This window comes from Halodesulfovibrio sp., from assembly GCF_015482765.1.
GTDB lineage: Bacteria > Desulfobacterota > Desulfovibrionia > Desulfovibrionales > Desulfovibrionaceae > Halodesulfovibrio.
This window is the reverse complement of sequence record NZ_JADMLB010000031.1, coordinates 1-24,907: the sequence shown is the minus strand read 5'-3', so window position 1 is coordinate 24,907 and position 24,907 is coordinate 1. Positions and strand designations below refer to the sequence as shown.

At 45.7% G+C, this 24,907-nt stretch carries 18 protein-coding genes and 1 tRNA gene; 15 read left to right on the top strand and 4 right to left on the bottom strand.

Annotated features, from left to right (window positions below):
- The first annotated feature begins 304 nt into the window (after window positions 1-304).
- From QZY95_RS05160 to QZY95_RS05150, 3 genes are read left to right on the top strand one after another with little or no spacing between them, the layout of a single operon-like run.
- Window positions 305-1,213, top strand: a complete 909-nt coding sequence (locus QZY95_RS05160) for a hypothetical protein (protein WP_290920136.1) — start codon at window positions 305-307, stop codon at window positions 1,211-1,213.
- Window positions 1,197-1,598, top strand: a complete 402-nt coding sequence (locus QZY95_RS05155; protein ID WP_290920133.1) for a PqqD family protein — start codon at window positions 1,197-1,199, stop codon at window positions 1,596-1,598. The genes QZY95_RS05160 and QZY95_RS05155 overlap by 17 nt, the downstream gene beginning before the upstream one ends.
- Window positions 1,598-2,545: a hypothetical protein gene (locus QZY95_RS05150; RefSeq protein WP_290920130.1), complete on the top strand. Its 948-nt coding sequence runs from the start codon at window positions 1,598-1,600 to the stop codon at window positions 2,543-2,545. The genes QZY95_RS05155 and QZY95_RS05150 overlap by 1 nt, the downstream gene beginning before the upstream one ends.
- Window positions 2,546-2,600: 55 nt before the next feature.
- On the opposite strand, the gene QZY95_RS05145 is transcribed toward QZY95_RS05150, so the two are convergent.
- Both QZY95_RS05145 and QZY95_RS05140 read right to left on the bottom strand, forming a co-directional pair.
- Window positions 2,601-3,674: a hypothetical protein gene (locus QZY95_RS05145; RefSeq protein WP_290920128.1), complete on the bottom strand. Its 1,074-nt coding sequence runs from the start codon at window positions 3,672-3,674 to the stop codon at window positions 2,601-2,603.
- 170 nt (window positions 3,675-3,844) lie between these two features.
- The gene (locus QZY95_RS05140) at window positions 3,845-5,419 is read right to left on the bottom strand and encodes a cobyric acid synthase (protein ID WP_290920125.1); all 1,575 of its coding nucleotides are present in this window, start codon (window positions 5,417-5,419) and stop codon (window positions 3,845-3,847) included.
- A gap of 186 nt (window positions 5,420-5,605) precedes the next feature.
- Here QZY95_RS05140 and QZY95_RS05135 point away from each other — a divergent pair, with 186 nt between their 5' ends.
- The 7 genes from QZY95_RS05135 (at window position 5,606) to mnmA (ending at window position 16,591) form a co-directional block, all read left to right on the top strand.
- Entirely contained in the window at window positions 5,606-7,756 is a 2,151-nt protein-coding gene (locus QZY95_RS05135) for an AsmA family protein (protein WP_290920122.1), read from the top strand.
- Window positions 7,757-8,243: 487 nt separating this feature from the next.
- Window positions 8,244-8,801 (top strand): nucleotide exchange factor GrpE, encoded by a 558-nt coding sequence (locus QZY95_RS05130; RefSeq protein WP_290920119.1) that lies wholly within the window; start codon window positions 8,244-8,246, stop codon window positions 8,799-8,801.
- 386 nt (window positions 8,802-9,187) lie between these two features.
- Entirely contained in the window at window positions 9,188-11,122 is a 1,935-nt protein-coding gene (gene dnaK / locus QZY95_RS05125; protein WP_290920116.1) for a molecular chaperone DnaK, read from the top strand.
- Window positions 11,123-11,254: 132 nt separating this feature from the next.
- Complete coding sequence (locus QZY95_RS05120; RefSeq protein ID WP_290920113.1) at window positions 11,255-13,453, top strand: penicillin-binding protein activator; 2,199 nt, start codon at window positions 11,255-11,257, stop codon at window positions 13,451-13,453.
- Window positions 13,454-13,468: 15 nt separating this feature from the next.
- Window positions 13,469-13,753, top strand: a complete 285-nt coding sequence (gatC, locus tag QZY95_RS05115; RefSeq protein ID WP_290920110.1) for an Asp-tRNA(Asn)/Glu-tRNA(Gln) amidotransferase subunit GatC — start codon at window positions 13,469-13,471, stop codon at window positions 13,751-13,753.
- An 18-nt stretch (window positions 13,754-13,771) separates the two neighbouring features.
- Complete coding sequence (gatA, locus tag QZY95_RS05110) at window positions 13,772-15,235, top strand: Asp-tRNA(Asn)/Glu-tRNA(Gln) amidotransferase subunit GatA (RefSeq protein ID WP_290920107.1); 1,464 nt, start codon at window positions 13,772-13,774, stop codon at window positions 15,233-15,235.
- Window positions 15,236-15,556: 321 nt separating this feature from the next.
- Complete coding sequence (mnmA, locus tag QZY95_RS05105; RefSeq protein WP_290920103.1) at window positions 15,557-16,591, top strand: tRNA 2-thiouridine(34) synthase MnmA; 1,035 nt, start codon at window positions 15,557-15,559, stop codon at window positions 16,589-16,591.
- A 154-nt stretch (window positions 16,592-16,745) separates the two neighbouring features.
- Here mnmA and QZY95_RS05100 read toward each other — a convergent pair whose 3' ends face one another.
- The gene (locus QZY95_RS05100; protein ID WP_290920156.1) at window positions 16,746-17,033 is read right to left on the bottom strand and encodes a phage regulatory CII family protein; all 288 of its coding nucleotides are present in this window, start codon (window positions 17,031-17,033) and stop codon (window positions 16,746-16,748) included.
- Between the two features lie 542 nt (window positions 17,034-17,575).
- Complete coding sequence (gene uvrC, locus QZY95_RS05095) at window positions 17,576-19,423, bottom strand: excinuclease ABC subunit UvrC (RefSeq protein ID WP_290920153.1); 1,848 nt, start codon at window positions 19,421-19,423, stop codon at window positions 17,576-17,578.
- 142 nt (window positions 19,424-19,565) lie between these two features.
- On the opposite strand from uvrC, the gene QZY95_RS05090 reads away from it, so the two are divergent.
- The 5 genes from QZY95_RS05090 to QZY95_RS05070 all read left to right on the top strand — a co-directional run bounded on the left by QZY95_RS05090 (window position 19,566) and on the right by QZY95_RS05070 (window position 24,906).
- The gene (locus tag QZY95_RS05090) at window positions 19,566-20,984 is read left to right on the top strand and encodes an outer membrane homotrimeric porin (RefSeq protein WP_290920100.1); all 1,419 of its coding nucleotides are present in this window, start codon (window positions 19,566-19,568) and stop codon (window positions 20,982-20,984) included.
- A gap of 116 nt (window positions 20,985-21,100) precedes the next feature.
- Complete coding sequence (gene hisD, locus QZY95_RS05085) at window positions 21,101-22,408, top strand: histidinol dehydrogenase (protein WP_290920098.1); 1,308 nt, start codon at window positions 21,101-21,103, stop codon at window positions 22,406-22,408.
- Between the two features lie 20 nt (window positions 22,409-22,428).
- Window positions 22,429-23,325, top strand: a complete 897-nt coding sequence (locus QZY95_RS05080) for a phosphoribosylaminoimidazolesuccinocarboxamide synthase (protein WP_290920095.1) — start codon at window positions 22,429-22,431, stop codon at window positions 23,323-23,325.
- Between the two features lie 65 nt (window positions 23,326-23,390).
- On the top strand, window positions 23,391-24,164 hold the full coding sequence (locus QZY95_RS05075) for an enoyl-ACP reductase (RefSeq protein ID WP_290920093.1): 774 nt from the start codon (window positions 23,391-23,393) through the stop codon (window positions 24,162-24,164).
- A 647-nt stretch (window positions 24,165-24,811) separates the two neighbouring features.
- Window positions 24,812-24,906: transfer RNA gene (locus tag QZY95_RS05070), tRNA-Ser, on the top strand.
- Window position 24,907: the final 1 nt, after the last annotated feature.

The following is a 24,907-nucleotide window of genomic DNA, read 5'->3' as shown; positions in this document are numbered from 1 at the left end:
ACAGAATCAAACCATATTACACTGAGATATAAACGTTTTTATCTAAAAAAAATTACACAGCGCATAACAGCTGATAAATATGCTTGACCACGCTTCAAAAGTAGTTCAAGCATATAAATAGCCATCAAAAGTTTATCTGAAGTCTCTCAGATTTTCAGCATGAGGGCAGATTGTTAGATTCACGGAACCCGCCTGGCGGGAAGACGGCTGTAGACAGTTCCAAAGAAAATCGGACTATCCTTCAAAAGAAGATACAGATTTTTTCTACATCCGTTGTTGTGCAACTATAACTAAGGAAAAATGCATGGACCCCCAATCGGAGATATCCGGTAGTCCCACCGCATGGAACGGCATTACGCTGACCATGCCTGACAGCTGGATTCCTGCTGCGATTGAGCAGCGTTATCTTCTTTTTTCTCGTAATTCACATCCTGCACTGGAGATTAAATGGCATAGAGTTGCCAACTCTAAAGCCCTGCCTAAAAAAGAAGGCGACGTCATACGTCAGCTAAAACGGATGAAAGGGTTCAGCACAGAAGAAAGTGCTGTTACCGAGCATTGGCGTTCCCTTACAGACGCCCTGCAATCCCGTCTTCAAGTTCACCCCTTCTCTCATGCTAAAGGCAGCGGTGCTGTTTGCATCCACACTCCTTCTAATACAATTCTGGTACTTCAGGTTCACGCAGCGGTTGACCAGTACACAGACGTCCTCCGGCAGATTCTGGCATCCATTGCCGTTACCAATGCTGACGAACCAGTAACATTCAGTATGTTCGGTCTTCGTTGCGCCTTGCCTGCCGGTTCCACTCTTGTACGCCATTCATTTAAACCGGGTGAGTTTGTACTTGAACTACAATCAGGGAATTCCACTATCTGCATTACGCGGCTAGGCCCTGCAAACGTAGTTCTTGAAGGCAAGCCTTTCCGTCGATGGCTACACGCGACATACGATTTACCATTAGAAAACTTCCGCAAAGACAAATCCATACTCCCCACCGGAGCAAAAAAACGCTATCATTGGAAGCACGTAGAGGAGCCTTCTCTTATGAAACGCCTCTTCCGTTCTTCCCTGCTAGGTAAACAGCAGCAAGTTCGAGGTGCGGCGTGGATAGTTGAGGGGCAAAATAAGCTCGTTACTGTAGAAATACGGTCGAACTCCCCAATATCCAGTTCGTTTTTGGAATCTATTTGCAATCATGTGGAAGTGGACTAAAACAAAACAACTTCAGGCTACACAGCCATTGTCTATGCAAAAGGCAATGGCTTGTGTTCCTGTTCGCAATATGCTGGTTGAAGAACTCAACCGCACCGAAAAGTCTGTTACGTTATCCTTCCCTCTCCGAATGCGCCCTTTATTCAGCAAGCTCACATCAGCATTCGGCCACGAACCTCCTGAACAAAAAAAACGTCTCGAACTTGATGAGCTCGGAACGTTTTGTTGGTCTTTGATCAATGACAAACGATCCGTTCAGGCAATCGCAAACGAACTTTCCAAAAGCTACCAACTGCACCCAGAAGAATCACGAGTTGCAGTAAGCCAGTTTATCCGGCAGCTGGGAAAACGGGGCATCATAGGGTTGAAAGAAGGAGCAAGCTAATGCAGGCTGCAGCAACAACTGAAGAGACATCCCCCGCGGAACATCCAAACACCGGTTCTCTGCTTTGCACACCGGAACAAGCAAACACACTGAACCATGTGCTCCATGAAAAAGATATTGTTATAGGAGCTTACTTTACTCAAAAGATTCACCCTCAGCACGGCGTGTCGGTCCAACCCGCTTCATTTGACTACATAGCAGGTTGGTTCCACAGTGCAATCCGCCTTGAATTAAATATGGTCATCCTCCATGACGGACTACCGGAAAAATTTATGGAAAAATGCCGAATGTTTTTTTCCATGCATTCCTCACCGGAGACTGGAGGAAGCCTTCATTTTGTCCCTTATTCCCCCGGACGTTTCACAATTGCTGATGAACGTTTCTTTGCAGCCAGAGACCTTCTAGACGTACTTCCTGACTGCCGTTCTGCTTTCATTGTAGATATTTCAGATGCGTGGTTTAAAAAAAATCCTGCACATCTCATACTCCGCCGCAGCTATCTTGATTATTTTGACTACTCTCGCTTGAAAAATTCTCTCGGCGATCTTCCCCTGTTACGCAGTCTGATAGCTGAACAAAAATATGCATGGGACCACCGATTCTCCTTTTCCCTGTTTATTGGCGGTGAAACAAACGCTATTGGTCAAAACCCTTGGATGTTACAACAGTTCCAAGACATCTACGGACGGCAATTCCCTGAATTCTCAACGAAGCCAATACGCAACTGCGGCATAATTGGTGGACGAAAATCCGTAGTCCTTACACTTCTTAAAACGGTCTGCGAAGAAATGGAACGCCTTAATATTACAGACAAACTAAACGACATGGCCGTATTTAACTACATCCTACACAGGGACAATGTCTATTCAGTCTATTCCAACGGCACCTTGAACAGCCCATGGAAGTCATGGTGTAAGTCCGGTAATCACGCAATTTTTCATAAATAAAAACGCAGAAGCCCCTCGGTTCTTCTGCGTTTAACGTTTCTGTTCACACGACGTATTAGAGCTTCATCAAATACGCCAAAGCATAATACGGCGGACGGTTTTCATGCGCCTCAGAACCACCAGTCTCGCCAACTGTTCGTTCACTAGTTTGCAGTCGAGCTGCTACTGAAAGATCATTAAAGGTAAACTCACCTGCGCTGTCAACAGCACGGATTGAGTGTGTATGGCTAGGCATCTGACCTACAGTAAGTGCAACCAAGTCCGCACCACCTGTATCCCCTTGCATGTACCCTTCTCCTGCTCCTGTAATAAATCTATTACGCAAATCAGGAGTTACAATGCCTGCTCCATCGGGTGCGCTATGGGTTCTTCCATCACACAAGGCATAGTTTCTATTTTCTATCCCAGAGATTCTATCTACAGGATACCCATCGTCATTTATCGTACCTTTAAAAGGGATCACCATTCCACTCAAAAGCATAGTACTTGAAGGTTCGCCATTAGGGATATTGTTTATCAACTCTCGCACGTGATCTACCAACTCCTGTACTTCTGAAAAGGTAGAGGTTGCTTCAGATACAATACTGGTAGCTTTTGCGACTTCTACTGCTGCAAGACCAACCTGTTCTTCACTTTGTTCCTTATACGCCAGTGCTCCCGTCGCCGCAGCCTCAGCTGCGTCCTTTAACTGCTGTGCCTGTTTCTCCACATCAAAAACATGCCGCACATAGTCATCAGGATTTTCTACCGATTCAGGTGGCACCTTCACACAACGTCCGATATCCTCTTTTTGCTGCTGCAATGCTAGCGTAAGCTTATCTGCCATCCGTTCCAGCACTTCCGGAGCTAACCTTCCGGCATCACGAAGGTCAGTTTCTTGAGTTAACGGTACATCAAGAAATAGTGTTATTTGTTCACCATCTTCCAACTGTACAGAGCATTGCCCGCCGCCCTCAAGCGCTGTGACCGTATACTCACTTCCGTAAACAAGGGGAGTCGTCACCCCTTCGACAGAAGTTTTTAATGCTTTGACGTGCTCCGGTTCTAAAAACTTGAATAATATTGGCCACGAGTTCTGTATACCATCACCGACATACCTATGCGTAGTTCGTTGACTGATTACTGTCATACTCCCTCCAAGAGATAAATGAATCTAAATTTGCGCCCCATCATACACAATCTCCCCCTTGATCCATGGGGTACAACGCAGAGTTAGGTACACTTTTTTATCTCGACCAATAAAAAAGGCCGCCTTTACAGGCAGCCTCATTATTTTTTCACAAGAAATTTTTGGAAATATTACAGACCAAGAACCTCATAAATCTTTTGCATATCTAGAGCATCACGCACTGTATCTGCCAATCTATCCAATGCAGGATCTATGGAAAAAGAAGCCTGCACACCTACTAACTGTCCCAGTCCCTTACGCACTCGCAAATCATTTATGAAAACTCTTCTGAATGAATCTGCATCAAACACCCCGTGTAGATATGTTCCCCAAATCTGCTGGAATGAATGTCTTCCATCGACTCCATACCCAATTATCGTTCCGTCTTCACGAATAATCGACGCCTCCATAGCTAAAGCGTCTGTTCTCTCTGTTATCCCGTGATGAATTTCATAACCGGAAACGCTAATTCCCGAAGGTGCATGTACTGCTGAAACTCTTGTAAGAACTTTTTCCTCTCCCATGACAGTTCGAAGAGGTAATAAACCTAACCCCTGCTGCACAGCATGCATACGAGCATCGTTACTTGTTGCTCCCTGCTCTACATATTCCACAGCAGACGGGTCAGAAACGGATTCACCGAGCATCTGTAAACCACCACAAATTCCTACGACCACTCCGCCTGATGCTGCAAAATCACACACAGCTGAAGCAAGCCCACTCTCGCGCAGCCAGTTCAAATCACCCGGCGTATTTTTTGATCCCGGAATAAGTATACAATCCGGATTTCCCAGTTGTGCTACCGAATTTACAACACGTAGCGAGACATCTGGCTCAATGAGTAACGCATCTACATCAGTAAAGTTTGCAATATGAGGCAGATCGATAAGTACAATATCTAACGCATCATCCCGCAAGGGAAGTTGACGCCCTATGGACTCCTTAAAGGTGACTGAATCCTCTTCAGGCAACCCTAGCTGCATGAGGTAAGGGACAACGCCAAAAAAAGGTTTTCCTGTGCGGTCAGTTGTAAACTCCAATGCAGGATCAAGCAGTGTAACATCACCACGAAAACGATTAAGCACAAAGCCTGCGACTAAATCTTTTTCCCACGCATCGAGCAATTCCATTGTCCCAACGAGAGAAGCAAAAACACCACCCCGATCGATGTCGCCGACAAGCAATACTTTTGACCGTGCGTACCGCGCCATCTGCATATTCACTATATCATGCGCTTTTAAATTAATTTCAGCGGGACTTCCTGCGCCTTCAAGCACCATAACATCATGTTCTTCAGCCAAGGAATCATACGCAGTTTGCACATGTGAAAAAGCAGTCGGCTTGTATTTTACATATTCCTTCACACGCATATTTGCCACAGGCTTACCCATTACGATAACCTGCGACCCTGTATCAGATGAAGGCTTAAGTAAAACAGGATTCATACGAACATCAGGCTCTAGTCTGCATGCTGATGCCTGAACGGCCTGAGCTCGACCGATCTCTTCGCCATTTGGTGTGACAAAAGAGTTCAATGCCATATTCTGCGCTTTAAACGGCGCCACTGAAAGTCCATCCTGCAAAAGAATTCGGCAAAGTGCTGCTGTCAGCACACTTTTTCCAGCATTTGAACTAGTGCCCTGCAACATAAGTGAAGGTGTTTTCGACGTGGTGACTGTATTCTTCATGGAAAGGTATGTACTCATTTTTTTCTTTACCGACCAGTATGAAAAGGCACATGATGAACAGCGCGCGGCACAAATTTGACATGCACGCATAATACATATCATATACTATGTTCATAAAGTTTGTAGATATTCCTATGTGAACTTACTGTAGATACTCATAAAATCACAATTCGCTATATTCTCCCACAACAAGAGAGTTCTAATATGAAGCCCGTAACGAAAATTATTCTGGCAGTCGTAGGTTCTATCGCAGCCCTGCTTATTATTGCAGCTGTTTCACTAACCACCCTTATCGACCCCAATGACTATAAACAGGAAATTACCAAGGCAGTCTATGATGCCACGGGAAGGGAACTGACGTTTAACGGGGATATGTCCCTTACGTTCTTCCCATGGTTCGGCGTCAGTCTCGGTGAAATATCCATCACAAACCCTAATGGTTTTCCTGAAGAAGCATTCGCGTCTGTGGCACAGGCAAAAGCCAGTGTAAAAGTCATGCCGCTCTTTTTCCGTGAAGTTGAATTTTCAGATGTGATCTTAAAAGGATTAACACTTAATCTTATTGAAAATGCAGACGGCAAAAACAACTGGACATTTGCTCCACCCAAAGATGCTCAGCATAAAACTAAACGCCGAGGGTCGATTGTTGAATCCAAACCTAAGGCAGCTCAATCCGAATCTGTTGCGCTTGCAGCACTTCTTATTGAATCACTCTCTGTCACAGACACAAATGTTACCTTCGAAAGTCTTCGTCAAAAAACAAAATATTCCATTAATGACCTGTCACTTACCTCATCTGCTTTGCGAGCCGGTGAGCCGTTTACATTAAAACTCAGCGGTATTGCTCGCTCGGAAAAACCAGAAGTTGAAGCACCATTCCAGATGACCTTGGATGCCAATCCTTCTATGGATTTCAACACCATTGACGTAACAAATATTGATGTAACAATGGAACCTAAAGGCAAGGATCTTCCAGGAAAACAGGCAAGTATTCATCTAAATTCTGCACTTACTGCAAAGTTAAAAGACAAAACAGTGTCAGTCCATAAGGGTGAACTTTCTGCGTACAACACCACCGTAAAACTTACGGGGGAAGCTGCCTACGCACATGAACTTGATATGAAAGGACACCTTACAATTGAAGCAGATTACAGAAAGATTGCTAAAGCATTAGGAATTTCTCCACCACAACCAGCAAATGACAACTCTGAGCTGCTTCTGTCCACACAAGTAAAGCTGGTGCCGGACACTTTCGCACTTAACGATATTCAGGGAAGTCTCGGCGGCTATCCGATAGATGGTGATTTTCAATACTACTTCGGCAACAAGCCTCAGCTTCGTCTTCGCTTAAATGCTGAACAGATTGACCTTGACCCGTACATTGCTCTGGCTGAACTTCTAAGTAAAAGTTCAGAACATGAGAAAAAGACAGCAAAGAATAAAAAGCAGCAACCAAAACGCCGAGTAGCATCACCGGCTATTAAAGGACGCACAACAAATGTTGAACGGAATGCTGAAAAAAACATCGCAAAAGCTGTCGCTCCTGAAACCCTAGCAAAACTCAATGCTACTGTTGATATTGCAATCAAAAAAGTAGTGGTAAAAGACCTGACGGTATCAAACATTATTGCGAAAGGAACCGGAAAAGACGGCGTCATTACGGTTAACCCTCTTCGCTTTACAGTGTTTGAAGGTGACGTAAACAGTACCGTAAAAACTGATCTTCGCGGTACCTTACCTGTTACCTCCATAAAATTAACCACTGACAAAATGAATCTGGCAAATATTACAACACTACTTGCCGGAAAACAGTACGCCAGCGGCAAACTATTCCTTAACGCATCACTTTCCGCCTATGGCATGACTAAAGAAACAGTCAGCAGAACCCTTAACGGTAAAGCCACATTTAATGCCACAGACGGAACCATCACTGGACTCGATGCGTTACCAAAAGGTTCATTGGATGTTCTTGACGGCTCACTTCGTAAAAAAATTGAAAGCTCTCTGACAGCACAGCCTTATGAGGTTATTCGAGGCACGTTGTTTGCCAAAAACGGACGTGTATCTAATAATGACTTTATTATGAAAGCTGCTGAGATGAATGCTAAAGGCAGCGGTTTTGCGAACCTTGCTTCTGACTCTATTCATTATAAAGCAGATGTTAAGTTCGACAACGTTCCGGTAATTCCGGTTGTGATCAGCGGCAGGTTGTCAAAGCCGAAGTACGGTATCGACATGAAGCGCTTCCTTGGTTCTTCTGTAGAAGACATTACCAAAAGCCTCATGGATGAAGAGAATAAAGACAAAAACCCGTTGAAGCAGCTTGAAAAAGGACTGAAAAACCTGTTCAAATAGCAGCTGACGTTCCTCAACGAAGCTTGTTTCCGGCTTTTCGCTCCAACAAAGACGAGGGCATAGGGAAACAATACGGCTTACTCTGTCTATAAAGGACTGCCTGATCCAAAGGCAGTCCTTTTTTACTCTCTGATCGGAAAAATTGTTTTGTCAGAACTTCAATTGACTCGAAACTTCGGCGAAGGACTCAAAATATTACGCAATTACTCATCAGAGAAAATCCAACATATCCAACACATTACCTTCACAGTTAGAAACGACTCACTCCCCTGCATCTTGACAGGTAGTTACCTCGTTGTTACCCGTCTGTTCACGATGTGCTAGGATATGCGGGAGCCTGTGTTCCGTTATACTCTGTAAACAAGCACGCGCTGTTGTACGTAACCTGAGTAAGAGTTACTCAGGACAAGAATATATTTGCACTAATAATTCGTCACTGCTTTTACTTATCTAGTAAAGCAGCATAAGAATATAAGGAGCTAGCAGAATGGGTGAAGATACTGTGAAACCAGAAGAAACAGTTGAAAATGCTGAACAGGAACAGACTACCGAGATTGTAATCTCTGATGAGGAGCTGCAAAAACTCGCTAAAGAACGCGTTTGTCCTGACTGTAACACCATGCAGGAAGCCGAAGAAGTTCGTCTGCGTTGCCTTGCAGAAATGGAAAACTTCAAAAAACGCCTCCAGCGTGAACGTGAAGAACAGTTCAAGTACGCAACTGAATCTGTACTGAGCGATCTTCTCCCGACTCTGGACAACCTTCAGCTTGCTATCGACTACGGTCGTAACCTTGAAGGCTGTGAGAACATGCTCATCGGCGTAGAAATGACTCAAAAGCTCCTTCTTGAAGCAATTGAACGTCACGGCCTTTGCCCTCTTGGTGATAAGAACGATGAGTTCAACCCTGAAGTGCATGAAGCTGTTGGTCAGGAAAACTGTGACGAAGTAGCCGAAGGCCATGTTAAACACGTTATGCAGCGTGGGTACAAATTGAAAGACCGTCTCCTGCGTCCTGCTAAAGTTATTGTTTCCGGCGGTAAGTAGCCGTTACAAAGCGACTGCATAATCTTATGCAGTAACCATTGATTCTATGGCTGTCGACTCCGTGTTGACAGCCTTTTTTTATTCTCTGGTGTATGCGAATTATCCTGTTCGCAGCACTATGCTCCTCTTTTCTGCAACTTTTTCAGTTTTTTTTACCATATGACCAAAATCGCACAACATACCGTTTTTTAAAAACTTTATACATAAGACAGACTCTAAATCACACCTTTTGACTCGTCTTTATGCAAAAAAAATAACATGTGCCCCTTGCCCGTAAAAAAAACGTGCTTAAATTTTGGAACATCAAAGACTAAAAGCCAGAGCACTCTGGTTCTTTATAATTTAAGATTACATTCGTGAGAGTTTTCTCATGAGGAGGTTTAAACATGGGTAAAATTATTGGTATCGACCTTGGCACAACTAACTCTTGTGTCTACATCATGGAAGGTAAAGATCCTAAGTGCGTAACCAACCCTGAGGGTGGCCGTACTACTCCTTCTATTGTAGGTTTCACCGATAAAGAACGTCTCGTTGGCGATATTGCTAAACGTCAGGCTGTAACTAACCCTGAGCGTACTATCTTCGCAGTTAAACGCCTTGTTGGTCGTCAGTTTAACTCCCCAGAAGTACAGCGTTGGGCTGAGCACTCTCCTTACAAAATCGTAGAGGGTAAAAACGGCGAAGCTTACGTTGAAGTAGAAGGCCGTAGCTACTCTCCTGCTGAAGTATCTGCTATGGTACTTGGCAAACTTAAATCTGATGCTGAAGCATACCTCGGCGAAGACGTAACTGAAGCAGTTATTACTGTTCCTGCGTACTTCAACGACTCCCAGCGTCAGGCTACTAAAGATGCCGGTAAAATTGCTGGTCTCGAAGTAAAACGTATTATCAACGAACCTACTGCAGCTTCTCTTGCATACGGTCTCGATAAGAAAACTAACGAAAAAATCGCTGTATTTGACCTTGGCGGCGGTACTTTCGATATCTCTATTCTCGAAGTTGGTGACAATGTTGTTGAAGTTCTCGCAACTAACGGTGACACCTTCCTCGGCGGTGAAGACTTTGACCTCGCTATCATCAACTACCTTGTTGAAGAGTTCAAAAACGAAAACGGCGGCATTGACCTTTCTGCTGACCGCATGGCTCTGCAGCGTCTTAAAGAAGCAGCAGAAAAAGCAAAGAAAGACCTTTCTACTTCCATGGAAAGCGAAATCAACCTGCCGTTCATCACTGCTGACCAGACTGGTCCTAAGCACCTTATGCTTAAACTTTCCCGTGCTAAACTGGAAACCCTCGTTGCTGATCTCGTAAAACGCACCGAAGGCCCTTGTCAGAAAGCACTCAGCGATGCAGGCCTCAAGCAGGGCGACATTGACGAAGTTATCCTCGTTGGTGGTATGACCCGTATGCCTCTCGTACAGAAAGTTGTTTCCGACTTCTTCGGTAAAGAGCCTAACCGTTCTGTTAACCCAGATGAAGTTGTATCCATGGGCGCAGCAATTCAGGGTGGTATCCTTGCTGGTGACGTTAAGGACGTTCTTCTCCTCGACGTTTCCCCGCTTTCTCTCGGTATTGAAACTCTTGGCGGCGTGGCTACTAAGCTCATCGAGCGTAACACCACTATCCCTACCAAGAAGTCTCAGACCTTTACCACTGCTGCTGACAACCAGCCTTCAGTATCTATTCACGTACTGCAGGGTGAACGTCCAATGGCGTCTGACAACATGACTCTCGGCCGTTTCGAACTGACTGGTATTCCAGCAGCTCCACGCGGTGTTCCTCAGATCGAAGTTACCTTCGACATCGATGCTAACGGTATCGTAAGCGTATCCGCTAAAGACCTTGGCACCGGTAAAGAACAGTCTATCCGCATTACCGCTTCTTCCGGTCTCTCTGATGAGGAAATTGAAAACCTCGTTAAAGAAGCTGAAGCGCATGCTGATGAAGATAAGAAAAAGCAGGAAGCAATCGAAGTTCGCAACCAGGCTGATACTCTTATCTACACCACCGAGAAATCTATCAATGAGCTTGGTGATAAACTTGACGCTGAACTGAAAACTGAAATCGAAGGCAAAGCAGAAGCCCTTAAAAAGCTTCTCGAAGCTGAAGAAATCGACGTTGACGCAGTTAAAGCAGCTACTGAAGAGCTTTCACAGGCATCTCACAAACTTGCTGAACAGCTTTACGCTCAGCAGGCTCAGGGTGCTGAAGGCGGCTGTGCAGGTGGCGGCTGTGGTGCTGGCGCAGACGCTGGTGCCGGTGCTCAGCAGAAAAAAGACGACGAAGACGTTGTTGATGCTGACTACACCGAAGTAAAATAATTACACAAATACCGGCATGGGGTAATAACACCGCTTACCCGCATCATGCTCTTGCAATTGCCGGTTGTTATGATTACCTTGGCCTGATTCGCGCTTATGCGGATCAGGCCATTTTTTATACGGTATAATGCTATGAAATATACATCTTCTTTTTCTTTACGCGGTGTAATTATTACACTCATGGTTATGGCACTTACTGTGGCTTCTCTTACTGGTTGTGGGAAAAAAGTCATCATAACTCCGCAAGCTACTCCTTCTTCAGGCGCAAGCCAGCTGCATCAGCAGGCTCGGGTCGCCTATGACCGCGGAGACTACACAGCAGCCAGTGCGCTTTACGACAGAATTCTGCAAAAGCCGAACCTGTCTGCAACAGAAAAACGCAGTGCATGGCGCTACTTCGCGCTCAGCACCATTAAAAGTGGAAGAGCTTTCCTCGGATTACAAGCTCTGGACAGATGGGAACAAAGCCAGCCCGGTGTTACAGAAAGCACCGAGTGGCAAGATGCGTGGGTGCTTGCAGTTAAGCAGCTCCCGCAGGATAAGGCTCTTGAACTTTTAGAATCTACATACAGAAATACTTCAAAACCATGGGGTATGCGTGCCAATGCTGCTCTTCTCCTCGCAGGAATTGAGTGGAAAAAAGGCAACACCGGTGCAGCCCTAACGTCTTTGGAAGATCTGTATGCAAAAGCTCCGAACACCAAGTACAAAGCAGCTCTTGAGCGCCGTCTTTTCTCTGAGTTAAACGGCATTGATGCACAACAGCTTGCAACGCTTTCAGGTCACCTTACTCCTGAAAACGAAATCACGTACCCTTACTCACTTATCCTGCTTGAAAAAGCACGTCGTGCAGCAGGGGATCAACAAAACTGGCCATCTGCCTGGGCAGCCATCGAGCGACTTCGTACGTTAGGCAAACTTGCAGACCCTACCATTATTGATTCTGTACTTGCTCCGCTACAAAAAGAGTTCGGGGAACCGACCCAAGGTATTGCGTTGGCACTTCCACTTACCGGCCCTTACGGCTCAATTGGCTGGAAGATTCTTCGCGGTGCCGGCATTGCACACTGGCAGCTGACAAACAGCGGCTACAACTTTGCTCTTAAAGTGATCAATACAGAATCCCCGACATGGGAACAGGAACTTGCGGCACTTCCAGAAGGCTTCACCATAGTTGGTGGCCCCCTGAGAAAAGATATTTTCCGTAAGATTTACGACCGTGATTTAACAGAAAAGCATGCGTTCTTCTGTTTCCTCTCTTCTCTTCCTGCAGGTACGGAAGGAGAAGATGCGTGGAGATTCTTCTCAAGCCCTAAAGATCAGATCCAAGCTCTGTTGAACTTTACACAGTTTGATCTGGGCATTAACAACTATGCGGCGCTCTACCCTAATGAAAGTTATGGTAAGCATATGACTCAGCTTTTTGTGGACCTTGCACAACAGCAGACAGGAAACCCTGTACTGACAGCAAGCTACACACCAAAGCAACCGCAAGGTTGGTCTAAAGATGTTAAAAACCTTCTCATTAAAAGCGACCGTGAAAACAAAGAACTCCAAGCTGTTAATGGGAATGGAGAAAATCCGTTGTACGCCAAGATGAACTCCGGCCAATACGAAGATATGCCTTACCAACCGGCATTTAAGGCCGTGTTCCTTCCGGACAGCTGGAAGAATATGGAATCTATTATTCCACATTTCTTCTTCCATCAGGAAGACCGCGCAGTATTCCTCGGCCCGACATTGTGGGAACAGGGATTATCCGCCGGTAAAAAGCTGGAATCCCGCTACTACAAGCTGGCTGTTTTCCCGGGTATCTGGAATCCGTTCACGCCGACCAACGCTTCCAAGCAACTGGTACAGGCAATGGACGATGCCGGACTCGGAAAACCGGATGCATGGGTTGGTCTCGGATACGACTTTATCCGCCTCACCGCAGGCATGGGTTCCATGTCCTCTGACTGGGATGACGATTCAGTAAACGAAAGCCTTGCTTCTGCACAGAACATGGACTGGAGCATCGCTCCTATGACATGGGATGCAGACGGTAAAGCCTCCGAAAACCTGTTCCTGTTCCGTCCTTCCAGAAATGGTTTTGTACCGGTAAATCCTGAATCATTTGCAAACCGTGTAAACACCGTGCGTGTTCGTCACGATGAACGCATCCAGATGATGATGGATGAGGCAGATACGAAAAACGCTGAAAAACTCGGCATATCACTGGGCGAATACCAACAGCAGCAGACTGCTGAACGTACCTCGTCTATCCAGACTGCCGAGGCTGAAGAATCCGGCCTGTTCTCTTTTGAAACTACGCCAGCCACTTCTCAATAACCGGAGACGACCTCTATGAGTATTACTCCTGAACGGGTAGCGCAAATTGCCAAGCTGGCCCGACTTGAACTTGACGATGAAAAACAGCGCCTGTTCGCAGGCCAGTTTGAAGATATTCTCTCTTACATGGACACACTGAACGGCCTTGATACCGCTGGTACTGAACCGTTGTACAGTCCTGTGGAACAGCCGACACCGTTGCGTGAAGACAAAGCGGAAAAACGCTTTGAACGCGAAGATATTGTTTCCAACGCACCGGAAACAGACGGCCAGTTCTTTATTGTTCCAAAGATTGTTTAACGGTGGAGTTTTTACAACATGTCTTTTTTGTATGAAAAATCCCTGAGCGAAATCCGCTCCCAGCTGCTTGCAAAAGAGCTGACTGTTACTGAAGTTGTAGAAGCTTGTCTTAAGCGTATTGAAGAAACTGAACCTTCCATTCAAGCACTTATTTCTGTACAGGCTGAAGAAGCCCTTGAACAGGCACGCGCTATGGATGAAGCAGGTCCAGATGAAAGCAAACCGCTTTGGGGTATTCCTCTCACCGTAAAAGACCTTCTTTGTACCAAAGGAACAAAAACCACATGTGGTTCTAAAATCCTTGAAAACTTTGAGCCGTTCTATGACGCTTTCGCTATTGCAAAGCTCAAAGAAGCTGGTGCGATTCTTATCGGTAAAGCAAACATGGATGAATTTGCTATGGGTTCCTCTACTGAGAACTCTGCATACAAAGCGACCAAAAACCCTTGGGATCTGAATAAAGTCCCTGGCGGTTCATCCGGTGGTTCCGCTGCTTCTGTTACTGCTTCTCAGGCATTCGGTACGCTTGGTACCGACACTGGCGGTTCTATCCGTCAGCCTGCAAGTCTGTGCGGTTGCGTTGGTATCAAACCTACATACGGTCGAGTTTCACGACGCGGTATGGTTGCATATGGCTCTTCACTTGACCAGATCGGCCCGATGACTCGATCTGTTGAAGATAACGCCCGCATGCTCCAAGTTATTGCAGGTCACGATGAACGCGACTCTACCAGCGTTGATGTTCCTGTTGATGACTATCTTGCAGCGCTGAACCGTGAAGATCTCAAAGGCCTTAAAGTTGGCCTTCCGAAAGAGTTCTGGGCTGAAGGTCTGGACGGTGAAGTTGAAGCCGCATGTCGTGCAGCTGTAGCAAAGCTCGAAGAGCTTGGTGCGGAACTTGTTGAAGTTGAACTTCCTCACTCTTCTTACGCAATCGCAACCTACTACATTATCGCGATGGCTGAAGCCAGCTCCAACCTCGCCCGTTTCGATGGCGTGCGTTACGGCTACCGCAGCGACAATGCACAGGATCTGCTTGATATCTACGTAAAATCCCGCTCCGAAGGCTTTGGTGATGAAGTACAGCGTCGTATTATGCTCGGTACATATGTATTGTCTTCCGGCTACTATGATGCATACTACAAAAAAGCTGCACAGGTTCGTCGCCTTATCCGTGAAGACTACCTGAAAGCACTTGAACAATGCGATGTACTCGTAGGCCCTGCATCACCTGTCACCGCATGGAACGTTGGCGAACTGACTAGCGATCCGCTGAAAATGTACCTGATGGACATCTACACAATCTCTCTGAACTTAGCCGGCCTTCCAGGTTTATCCCTCCCTGTCGGTTTAGGTGCAGACAGCAAAATGCCAGTAGGTCTTCAACTGCTTGGTAAAGAGTTTGACGAAGCAACTCTCTATAGTGTTGCCTCTCTACTCGAAAAAAATACTGAAAAACTCGGTACTCCAGCAGGGTTATAGCAGACTAGTTTCACACTACTCATGATACCTTCAAGGGGAAGTCTGGTCACAGGCTTCCCCTTGTTTATAGTATCCAATTGTAAGAAGGCTCCCACGCCTTCGAGCAAGCGGCATCTTGCATATGCAAAAGAACCGCCACTTGACCCCGAATACTGGGAACAGGTATTTTAGAATTCTCGATCATAGAGACCGCCGGTAGTTCATCAAAGATTGTTCTGGTTCGTCTCAAAACAAATAACAAATATTGCCAGAGGTACAGGCAGGTAGCACGCCGCCTGTTAAACTCGCCAAAGGCAATTTATTAAACGCTCAGGAATAGCTATGACTATTGCAGTTGCAGTAAGCGGCGGAACAGACTCTTTATACGCCCTGCTTATGTTGAAAGAACAGGGGCACGATATTTTTGCACTTCATGCGCATTTTCTTGAGCCTTGTAAGGAGCGGGAAGAAGCGATTGACGCCATGTGCTCTGCACTGGATATCCCGTTCTATGCTGTAGATCTGCACAAAGAATTTGAACAATGCGTTGTAGCCCCGTTTATGAACGAATATGTTCACGGACGCACCCCCAACCCCTGTGCATTATGCAATGCAACAATGAAGTTCGGGGCGCTTCTTCGCGAAGCAGAAAAACTTGGTGCAGATCAAATTGCGACCGGACATTACGCTGTACTTGAGGATCACCCGATATACGGACGTACACTATCGCGAGGGCATGATTGCAAAAAAGATCAAAGCTACTTTCTCTCTTTGGTTCCAAAAGAACAGCTTGAAAAGGCACTTTTCCCTCTAGGGAAAAAGAAAAAGGAAGACATTAAAGTCGAACTTGCAGAACGCGGCATTGCTCCAGCATACCCGAGTGAAAGTCAAGAAATCTGCTTCGTACCCAACGATGACTATCGAGCTTTTTTAATTAATCGCGGTGCAGATCTCGGTTCCGGCGGAAATATGGAACTTGCAGACGGCACAGTTGTCGGAAAACATAATGGATTATGGCAGTACACTGAAGGACAGCGTAAAGGGCTTGGCATAGCATGGAAAGAGCCGCTTTATGTTATTCAAAAGGATATTGAAAAGAATGTGCTCATTGTCGGCCCAAAGACTGAGTTACTGTCTACAGGGTGTGCTGTCAGCAACATGAATTTCCTTGTAGCCGAAACGCACTGGGGAAAAAATCTGCTTGTTCGCACACGCTATCGCCAGCAGCCAATCCCTGCAACAATCCGTACAGAGGGCGATATGCTTTTTGTTACGTACACAGATCCGCAGTCCCCTCCCGCAAGTGGACAGGTATGCTGCATCTATGATGAAGATCTTACCGTTTTAGGCGGTGGCATTATCGAACGCTCCATTTAGGCCTCTTGTAAACAAAAGCCCTCCAAAATATTTTGGAGGGCTTTTTCATTGGTTGTCATCCTAAGAAAATAGAAAGAGACCCGTATTACTACAGGTCTCTTAAAAGGTTGACAGAGACTAATAACCTCTGCCTGATTGCAATAGTGATTGCTCGCTATGCAATTTCGGCCAGGTTAGCAGTGTCACTCGGCTCTGCCATAAGTTTTGGATCTACAATCGCAAATCCCATTTCTTGAGCAATGTACTCTAATGGTTCAATGTTTCCAGTTTTCTTCATGATGTCCATTAAGGTTTCAACACCCAACTTAGCTCCGGCATCATACGGGTTCACTTCGCGAAGCAAGGTTGAATATGGCTTGCCAATTTCTTTCGCGAGTGCTTTTGCTGGAATTGGGCTGTTTAACACCAGTTCATGGACAATCTTAGTTAACTCTGAACGCATCATAACTCTCCCTACACATTGCTACGAGGAGTCACACCCGGTTCTATCACATCTCAATACGCCATATGAGATTCTAAAAGACTAGAACGTGCAGAAGCCAACGTGCTTTGTATATCGTCACACTACGCCTAACGTAACGATATCCCCCTCCTGTTCATATTAAAGCAACACCCTATACAAACTCCCAAATATAATAGTAATTTTTCAACTACACCAAATAACAGCTTGCGTCTATTAACTTGGTATAAATTTCTGAAAAAGTAGTGTTTTATTTCACATTGTAAGTGGGCGCTAACATAACGCCATTTTGAACTACACTCAACCTATTTCTAACGCAATCGGAATTCTTATTTTTAAATATTCATTTCCCGATTTGGGTTGACTGAAAACGATCAATCTACTTGTAGCCCTTTTTTGCATATAATTGCAACACATTAAGATATTTTTCTAGAAAAGGTAGTAGGGAACGCTATTATAAACAAAAGTACAATATACACTTTCCCTTGCAGTACATAACTTAAGAAGAACTTCATCAAAAAGTATCAACGGAACACTGAAAGGCCTTCGTATATGGCTTCTGCTTTTTTCTTCCCGACACCTTCAATACGCATAAGATCTTTAATGGTTGCATCCGCCATTTCTTTTACAGACGAATAATGCGCCCACAGTTTCTTTGCCATTGCAGGGCCGATTCCCGGGATACGTTGAAGTTCACCCGCCATGGCTCGCCCTGCGCGTGCTTTACGATGTCTTCCAATTGAATAGTCGTGACAAAGATCTCGCATGTGTTGCAGCAAAAGTAACTCTGGTGCACCAGGTTTCAGCTGAAGCGGGTTAGAGCGACCGGGAAGAAAAATTCTGTCTTCAATATTCCCTTTTCGCCTATCCGCCCTGCCGGATTCATCTTTTCTTGCCTTCGCAATAGAAATTACCGTACACAAGTCGCTTTTGCCATGAGCCTCCAGCACACTCACCACAGCATTCAACTGCCCACGTCCGCCATCAATCAGTAAAAGATCAGGCCAAGGCGGCCCAGAATTCAGACGGCGTTCCATCCACAATGCCAAGACACCGTAGTCATCACCACCGCCTTCTTCATCTGAAAAGGCGTACGTTCTATATTCACTTTTTGCAGGTGCTTCCCCTTCGAACACAACCATCCCAACACGTGTATCTTTACCGGAGGTATGAGATACATCAACAATTTCTGTTCGATATGGCTCTTCCGCCATGCCCAGCCGTTTTTGTAAAATGGCAAGAGGACTTACGGCACGCTTGTTCTTTGAATCATCAATAGCGTTTGCTGTTGCCATAGTTACAAGCTTACCTTCTGTGTCATTTCGAGGCGGTGCAATACGAACCAACATACCACGCAGCTCGGTTAACGCTTCTGCATGAGCTGCCAACGGCTCTAAATTTGTTTCGTCTCCCAAAACATCATTCCCCCATGGAACAACAACACGGGATGGCACAAAGCTGTTAACTCCGTAATACTGGGAAATAAATGTTTGCAGCAACTCTGGTGCTTCTTCCAGCCCAAGCCCCGCCCAGAAGAAGTACTTTTTATCAATAAGAATACCGTTACGGATAAACAAAATCCCTAACGCCAGTCCCTTATCTGTCTCCCCAAGCCCGATGACATCAATGTCATGTGCTGCAGGGATAACAGCAGCCTGTTTTTCAACGGTTACTTCAACAGCTTTAATTTGATCCCGCAATTGCGCTGCAGTCTCAAACTCCATGGCTTCGGATGCAGCGAACATCTTTTCAGTCAATGTATCTACAAGTTCATTGGACTTTCCAGACAGCAACAGCTCAACGCGTTGAACCTGCTCTGAGTACTCATCATGGGAAACATCTAAGCAGCACGGAGCCAGACACTGGCCTATATGATGATACAGACAAGGACGCACCCTGTTCGAAAAGGCTCTGTCCGAACAGCGGCGCAGTTTGAAAATTTTATGAATCGCTTTCAACGTTTCCCATGCAGAATGTGAAGACGTAAACGGGCCAAAATATTTGGAACCATCTTTCAAAACCTTACGTGTCAGTGTCAATCTCGGCCAATGGTGCTTCTTGTTTAATTTGAACAACACATACTGCTTATCATCGCGCAGAAGAATATTATAACGCGGACGATGCTTTTTAATAAGGCTTGCTTCCAGCAACAACGCCTCTTTTTCAGTCGTAGTAATCAGCGTTGTTATGGATTGCGCCTGCCTTAGCATTGCCCGAGTTTTCGGAGTTTGTGTCTCCGGCGGACGAAAATATGAGGCAACTCTTTTTCGCAAATGCTTTGCCTTGCCTACATACACAACGCGCCCGTTTGCATCTTTATATAGATAGACTCCCGGAGAAACAGGAATGGTTTTTAAATCGATAGGTTCCATTGTTTTCTGTGTATCACCTTTTTCGTTCATATCCTACTGTCGGGATTAACTTTGTATACTTTCAACATTTGATAAATATCATTTCCATCTATACTGCCTATACATACTTTAATGATAGACTTTAATCTCAACACCTTATGATATGAAGAATTCATTTTTTAAAGTTTTCAGTATAGTATGTGTCGCTCTCACCGTCATATTCGGTAAGGCTACCCCATGTGTTGCTCTAAAAATACGCCCTAGCGGAACGTTGCAAGTCTTCACCCAATGGTCAACCGGTTCTACTCTCGGCTTTACCTCTCCCTATGCAGATAAAGAAATTAACAACAACTTCAGAGCAGCGCAGTACTATAGACTCCAATTTTCCATCAACCCTGATGAGGTTGTTTCTGCAACAACACTATTTGAAATAGATACCTACTGGGGCGTTGACGAAGAAGACACAGAATTTGCCGGTGGTCAAATCGGTACAGACGGCGTCAACGTTCAAACGACCTATTCTTACCTTCACGTACGCCCGACAGAAGTTCCTTTAGAAGTTCGAGCAGGGCTTATTTCTGCCCATTTACCAAATCAAGTCGGCGGTTCCATAATTCTTGATGACAATATCGCAGGAGCCGCCATGAGTTACAGGCTTACCCCAAAAATAAACAGTACACTCCTATGGGGAAGACCGTACGATAATGCAGACCACAGCGTATCAAATCAGACTATGGATATTTTTGCTGCATCTTTCAACTACACTCCCGACCATTGCACACTCACTCCTTATATCGCCTACAGTCAATTTGGCAAAGACGTTTCAGGTGATCCGTTAGGTTCTGCATGGGTAGACGGCGGAAATATTGGGCTATGGAATGGGTTTTCAGATTTTTCCGGCAATCCGTGGGCCTTTTGGACAGGCTTTTCCGGACAATATCACAGCCCGTTTAACCTCATCTTCAAAACCGACCTGATGTGGGGAACACTCCATGGCGGTACAGATGCTGCGAGCAGGCAAGGAGCCGTATTATTAGCAGGAATAGATTGGATACTCGATTTTATGAAAGTTGGTGTCTTAGGCTGGTGGGGGTCAGGAGACGGAAGTAATGCTTACAAAGATGGTGCAGGACGAATGCCTTTTGTGACCAACCAATGGGGACTGACCGACTTTGGTTACTACAAGTATGCCATTACAACCGAAGAAAGTTTACTCATCCAAGACACCACCGGACGCTGGACATTAGGTTTCGTAGTAGACCATCTGGTACTGGCTGAAGATGTAAGCACGGCCTGTACTTTTCTTTATATGCGCGGAACAAACGATACTGATGCAGTAAAAAACAACCGTTTCTCACCTGAACTTCTCGAAGGAGGTTACAGAAACAACTGGGGAACATATCTGACCAAACGGGACTGGCTAATTGAAATTGATTCAGAAACCACAGTAAAGGTTTATGAAAACCTTAATTTGATTTTACGCCTCGGCTACATTCATATTGAAGTTGACCCGCAAGTATGGGGAACGTCTGATACGCGTGATGCGTACCGTGCTGTACTTCTTTGGGATTATCAATTTTAAAAAGACAACCTGTGTCATTCTGTATCATCGTAATGCTGCTCGACTTTTCCGACACCCTCTTATAAGGATGGGGCGTCGGATTTAGTTTTATGAACCTTATTTGATTAGGAGCCAGTATGCCCTGTCGTATGATCAGCTGCCAGTCCAAAGAGGATTGGAAGGGAATCAGGGAACTTCTCGCTGGACGGGATAACCCTGACAATTCTGTTGAACCTGTGGTGCGTGATATTCTGCATCATGTGCATACAGAAGGGGATAAGGCTCTTGTTCATTACACGCAAAAGTTTGACTGCCCTTCGTTTACGGAAGATATGGTGCGAGTGTCTGAAGCAACTTTGGCTAAAGCTGCACAGGACATTCCGGCAGAAGACTTTGATATTATCAAAGAAGCTGCACACAATATTCGTACGTTCCACGAAAACCAGAAAGAGAAATCCTGGTTTACCACAAGCGAAGACGGAACAATTTTGGGACAGGTTGTTCGCCCTGTTGACCGCGCCGGACTGTATGTTCCAGGCGGCCAAGGCGGCGACACACCGCTTATCTCCAGTATGCTTATGAACGTTATTCCGGCACAGGTGGCAGGCGTAGAAGAAATCTGCGTTGTTTCCCCACCACGTGCAGACGGCGTTCCGAATCAGTATATCCTTGCAGCCGCACATCATCTCGGTATTACCAATGTGTTTGCCTGTGGCAGCGCATGGGCAATTGCAGCCCTTGCTTACGGCACAGAAACCATTCCTGCTGTTGATGTTATTGCAGGCCCCGGAAATATCTTTGTGACTACCGCTAAACGCCTGTTTATCGGTACTGTCGGCATCGACATGGTTGCCGGCCCGAGTGAAATTCTCATTCTTGCCGACAAAACAGGTAACCCTGTGCAGATTGCCGCAGACATGCTCTCTCAGGCTGAGCATGATCCGCTCGCATCCGCCATTCTCGTGACTGACGACCAGCAGCTTGCTGACGCCGTTCGCAACGAGCTTGGTACGCAAACAAGTTCGCTCCCCCGCAATGAAATTGCTGCAACAGCCCTTAAAGACTGGAGTGCTATTGTTGTTACTCCGGACATGGCTGCCGCTGTGGAGCTTTCCAACTATGTTGCACCTGAGCATCTGGAAGTCATTGTTGAAGACCCTTGGGCGTTATTGCCGACAATCCGAAATGCCGGTGCCATTTTTATGGGCGCTAATTCTCCGGAACCTGTCGGTGACTACTTTGCAGGCCCTAACCATGTATTGCCGACCAACGGCACTGCACGTTTCTCTTCAGCATTGTCTGTTGATACCTTCACGAAAAAATCCAGCATCATTGCTGCGTCTGCTTCCTTCACGCAAAAGAATGCGCCGAAAATTGCGCGGCTTGCACGACTTGAAGGTTTGGAAGCACACGCCCGTTCCGCTGAAACACGCTTAAAAAATTAGCCCCTTGCAGGAGTTCTCACATGAAAGTCGTTACGAAGACCACTATTACGGAATACCCGCTTCTTTCCCGCGGTAAAGTCCGCGATATTTACGAGATTGATGAATCCAGTCTGCTTATTATTACTACCGACCGTATGTCCGCATTCGATGTGATTATGGCAGAACCTATCCCGTACAAAGGTGTTATCCTTAACCAGATTACCCTGTTCTGGATGAAAAAGTTCGAGCACATCATCGCCAACCATCTCATCGCATCTGACGTTAAAGATTTCCCTGAGCCGCTGCACAAATACGCAGATGAACTGGATGGCCGTTCCGTGCTTGTTAAAAAAGCTAAGCCGCTTCCTATCGAATGTATTGTACGCGGACACATTTCCGGTTCCGGCTGGAAAGACTACAACAAAACCGGCTCTGTTTGCGGTTACGATTTACCGGAAGGTATGCTTGAGTCTGAAAAATTCCCGACTCCGCTCTTTACTCCTTCCACCAAAGCCGAACTTGGTGATCATGACGAAAACATTTCCGTTGAGCGTGCAACTGAAATGATCGGCAAAGAACTTGCTGAAAAAGTTGCTAACGTCAGCCTGCAGATCTTCTCTGAGGGTCGTGATTACGCTGAAGAAAAAGGTATCATTATCGCCGACACTAAATTTGAATTCGGCATTGTTGATGGTGAACTGATCCTCATTGATGAAGTTCTTACACCTGATTCTTCCCGCTTCTGGCCACAGTCCAGCTACAAACCTGGGCAGAGCCAGCCAAGCTTTGACAAACAATTCCTTCGTGATTGGCTTAGTGCTCAGGACTGGGACAAAACTCCTCCTGCTCCTGCACTCCCTGAAGAAGTAGTTGCCGAAACAGGCAAAAAGTACGCTGAGGCTTACACTATACTTACAGGGCAAACGCTGCTACTCTAACGAGTGCAACCACAATAATTACCGAAGATGTCTGCTTCCCGCAGACAAACTGAAATGGAGTTCATATGCTTCTTGAAGGGAAACGAGCCCTCGTTCTGGGCGTTGCCAACAACAAAAGCATTGCATACGGCATCGCTAAACAGTTCAAAGATAACGGTGCTAAATTAGCATTCAACTATCTTGGCGATGCACTGAAAAAACGTGTTGAGCCTATCTGTGAAGAGCTCGATGGCGATTTCATCTTCCAGTGTGATGTAAGCAGCGATGAAGAAATTGCTGCAGCAGTGAAATTGGTTGAAGAGAAATGGGGTGGCGTGGATATTATTGTTCACTCCATCGGCTTCGCTGACCGTAAAGATCTTCAGGGTCGTTTTATTGAAACTTCCCGTGACGGTTTTAAACTTGCGATGGATATTTCTGCATACTCTCTGACTGCTGTTTGCGGTGCTTTCGAGCATCTCTTGTCAGATAATGCATCCATCATTACAATGTCCTATTACGGTTCTGAAAAAGTTATCACGAACTACAACGTAATGGGCGTAGCTAAAGCAGCTCTTGAAGCCAGCGTACGATACCTTGCTGTTGATCTCGGCGAGAAAAATGTTCGTATCAACGCTATCAGCGCTGGTCCTATTAAGACTCTTGCGGCTTCCGGTATCTCCGGTTTCCGTAAAATTCTTAACTACATTGAAGAAAATGCTCCGCAGCAGCGCAACGTTACCACTGACGACGTGGGACGCTCTGCTCTGTACCTTGCATCTGACCTCTCTTCCGGTGTTACCGGTGAGGTTCTGCATGTTGATGCCGGCTATCATGTGGTAGGTATCGGTATCAAGTAGCGGAGAATCCGAAAGGAGGCTTGCATGCTTGAATTCATCATCCCAATCGTGGGATTAGTGGTTATAGCACTCGTCTGCATCAAAGTTGTTCCAAAAGGCCATAAACCCTCTGGGTGAGGCATAAGCTTTGACGGACGGGGAGGCTCCTCGTCAGGATGCTCATGCAGTTCTGCGAATAAAAAAAAGTACAACTGCAAATAGCGAATAAAAGGGCGGCATTTTTGCCGCCCTTTTTGTTTGATTTTCAAGAATGCTTGTTCTACAGTTTCCATAACGCAATACAGTGTTGAGCTGTATAAAAAGCTCAGCAGTCTCAGATGACTATTCCATGAACATTCGTTGTAACATATACCACAAAGGAACAACGGCATGTCATGTTCATTTTTTGGAGGCTTTGGAGGTTTTCCAATGGGTCATATTTTTTCAATTATTGCGCTCATTTTTGTTGTTTATTTTTTAGCAAAAATTCTGCGCAACGGCGGAGGCTGATGTCCTGGCTTTAAGCGAGGAGGCTCCTCGACTAACGAAAATGATTCACACAAGCATGAATAAACAATCAGGACGGCTTTTTTGCCGTCCTTTTTTTATTTTTTTTGCTTTTTCACTTGCCAAGGACTACCCTGTTTGCTAGATATCCACCTCGACGCGGAGAGGTGTCCGAGCCCGGCCGAAGGAGCACGATTGGAAATCGTGTGTACTAGCAAAACTGGTACCGAGAGTTCGAATCTCTCCCTCTCCGCCAG

Bases quoted from the DNA above. Each gene is read 5' to 3' on its own strand.
- dnaK (WP_290920116.1), top strand. From the start codon at position 9,188: ATGGGTAAAATTATTGGTATCGACCTTGGCACAACTAACTCTTGTGTC.
- QZY95_RS05100 (WP_290920156.1), bottom strand. From the start codon at position 17,033: ATGCGTTCAGAGTTAACTAAGATTGTCCATGAACTGGTGTTAAACAGC.
- QZY95_RS05090 (WP_290920100.1), top strand. From the start codon at position 19,566: ATGAAGAATTCATTTTTTAAAGTTTTCAGTATAGTATGTGTCGCTCTC.
- QZY95_RS05130 (WP_290920119.1), top strand. From the start codon at position 8,244: ATGGGTGAAGATACTGTGAAACCAGAAGAAACAGTTGAAAATGCTGAA.
- gatC (WP_290920110.1), top strand. From the start codon at position 13,469: ATGAGTATTACTCCTGAACGGGTAGCGCAAATTGCCAAGCTGGCCCGA.
- QZY95_RS05080 (WP_290920095.1), top strand. From the start codon at position 22,429: ATGAAAGTCGTTACGAAGACCACTATTACGGAATACCCGCTTCTTTCC.
- QZY95_RS05120 (WP_290920113.1), top strand. From the start codon at position 11,255: ATGAAATATACATCTTCTTTTTCTTTACGCGGTGTAATTATTACACTC.
- QZY95_RS05155 (WP_290920133.1), top strand. From the start codon at position 1,197: ATGTGGAAGTGGACTAAAACAAAACAACTTCAGGCTACACAGCCATTG.
- uvrC (WP_290920153.1), bottom strand. From the start codon at position 19,423: ATGGAACCTATCGATTTAAAAACCATTCCTGTTTCTCCGGGAGTCTAT.
- QZY95_RS05150 (WP_290920130.1), top strand. From the start codon at position 1,598: ATGCAGGCTGCAGCAACAACTGAAGAGACATCCCCCGCGGAACATCCA.
- QZY95_RS05140 (WP_290920125.1), bottom strand. From the start codon at position 5,419: ATGAGTACATACCTTTCCATGAAGAATACAGTCACCACGTCGAAAACA.
- hisD (WP_290920098.1), top strand. From the start codon at position 21,101: ATGCCCTGTCGTATGATCAGCTGCCAGTCCAAAGAGGATTGGAAGGGA.
- gatA (WP_290920107.1), top strand. From the start codon at position 13,772: ATGTCTTTTTTGTATGAAAAATCCCTGAGCGAAATCCGCTCCCAGCTG.
- QZY95_RS05160 (WP_290920136.1), top strand. From the start codon at position 305: ATGGACCCCCAATCGGAGATATCCGGTAGTCCCACCGCATGGAACGGC.
- QZY95_RS05135 (WP_290920122.1), top strand. From the start codon at position 5,606: ATGAAGCCCGTAACGAAAATTATTCTGGCAGTCGTAGGTTCTATCGCA.
- QZY95_RS05145 (WP_290920128.1), bottom strand. From the start codon at position 3,674: ATGACAGTAATCAGTCAACGAACTACGCATAGGTATGTCGGTGATGGT.
- mnmA (WP_290920103.1), top strand. From the start codon at position 15,557: ATGACTATTGCAGTTGCAGTAAGCGGCGGAACAGACTCTTTATACGCC.
- QZY95_RS05075 (WP_290920093.1), top strand. From the start codon at position 23,391: ATGCTTCTTGAAGGGAAACGAGCCCTCGTTCTGGGCGTTGCCAACAAC.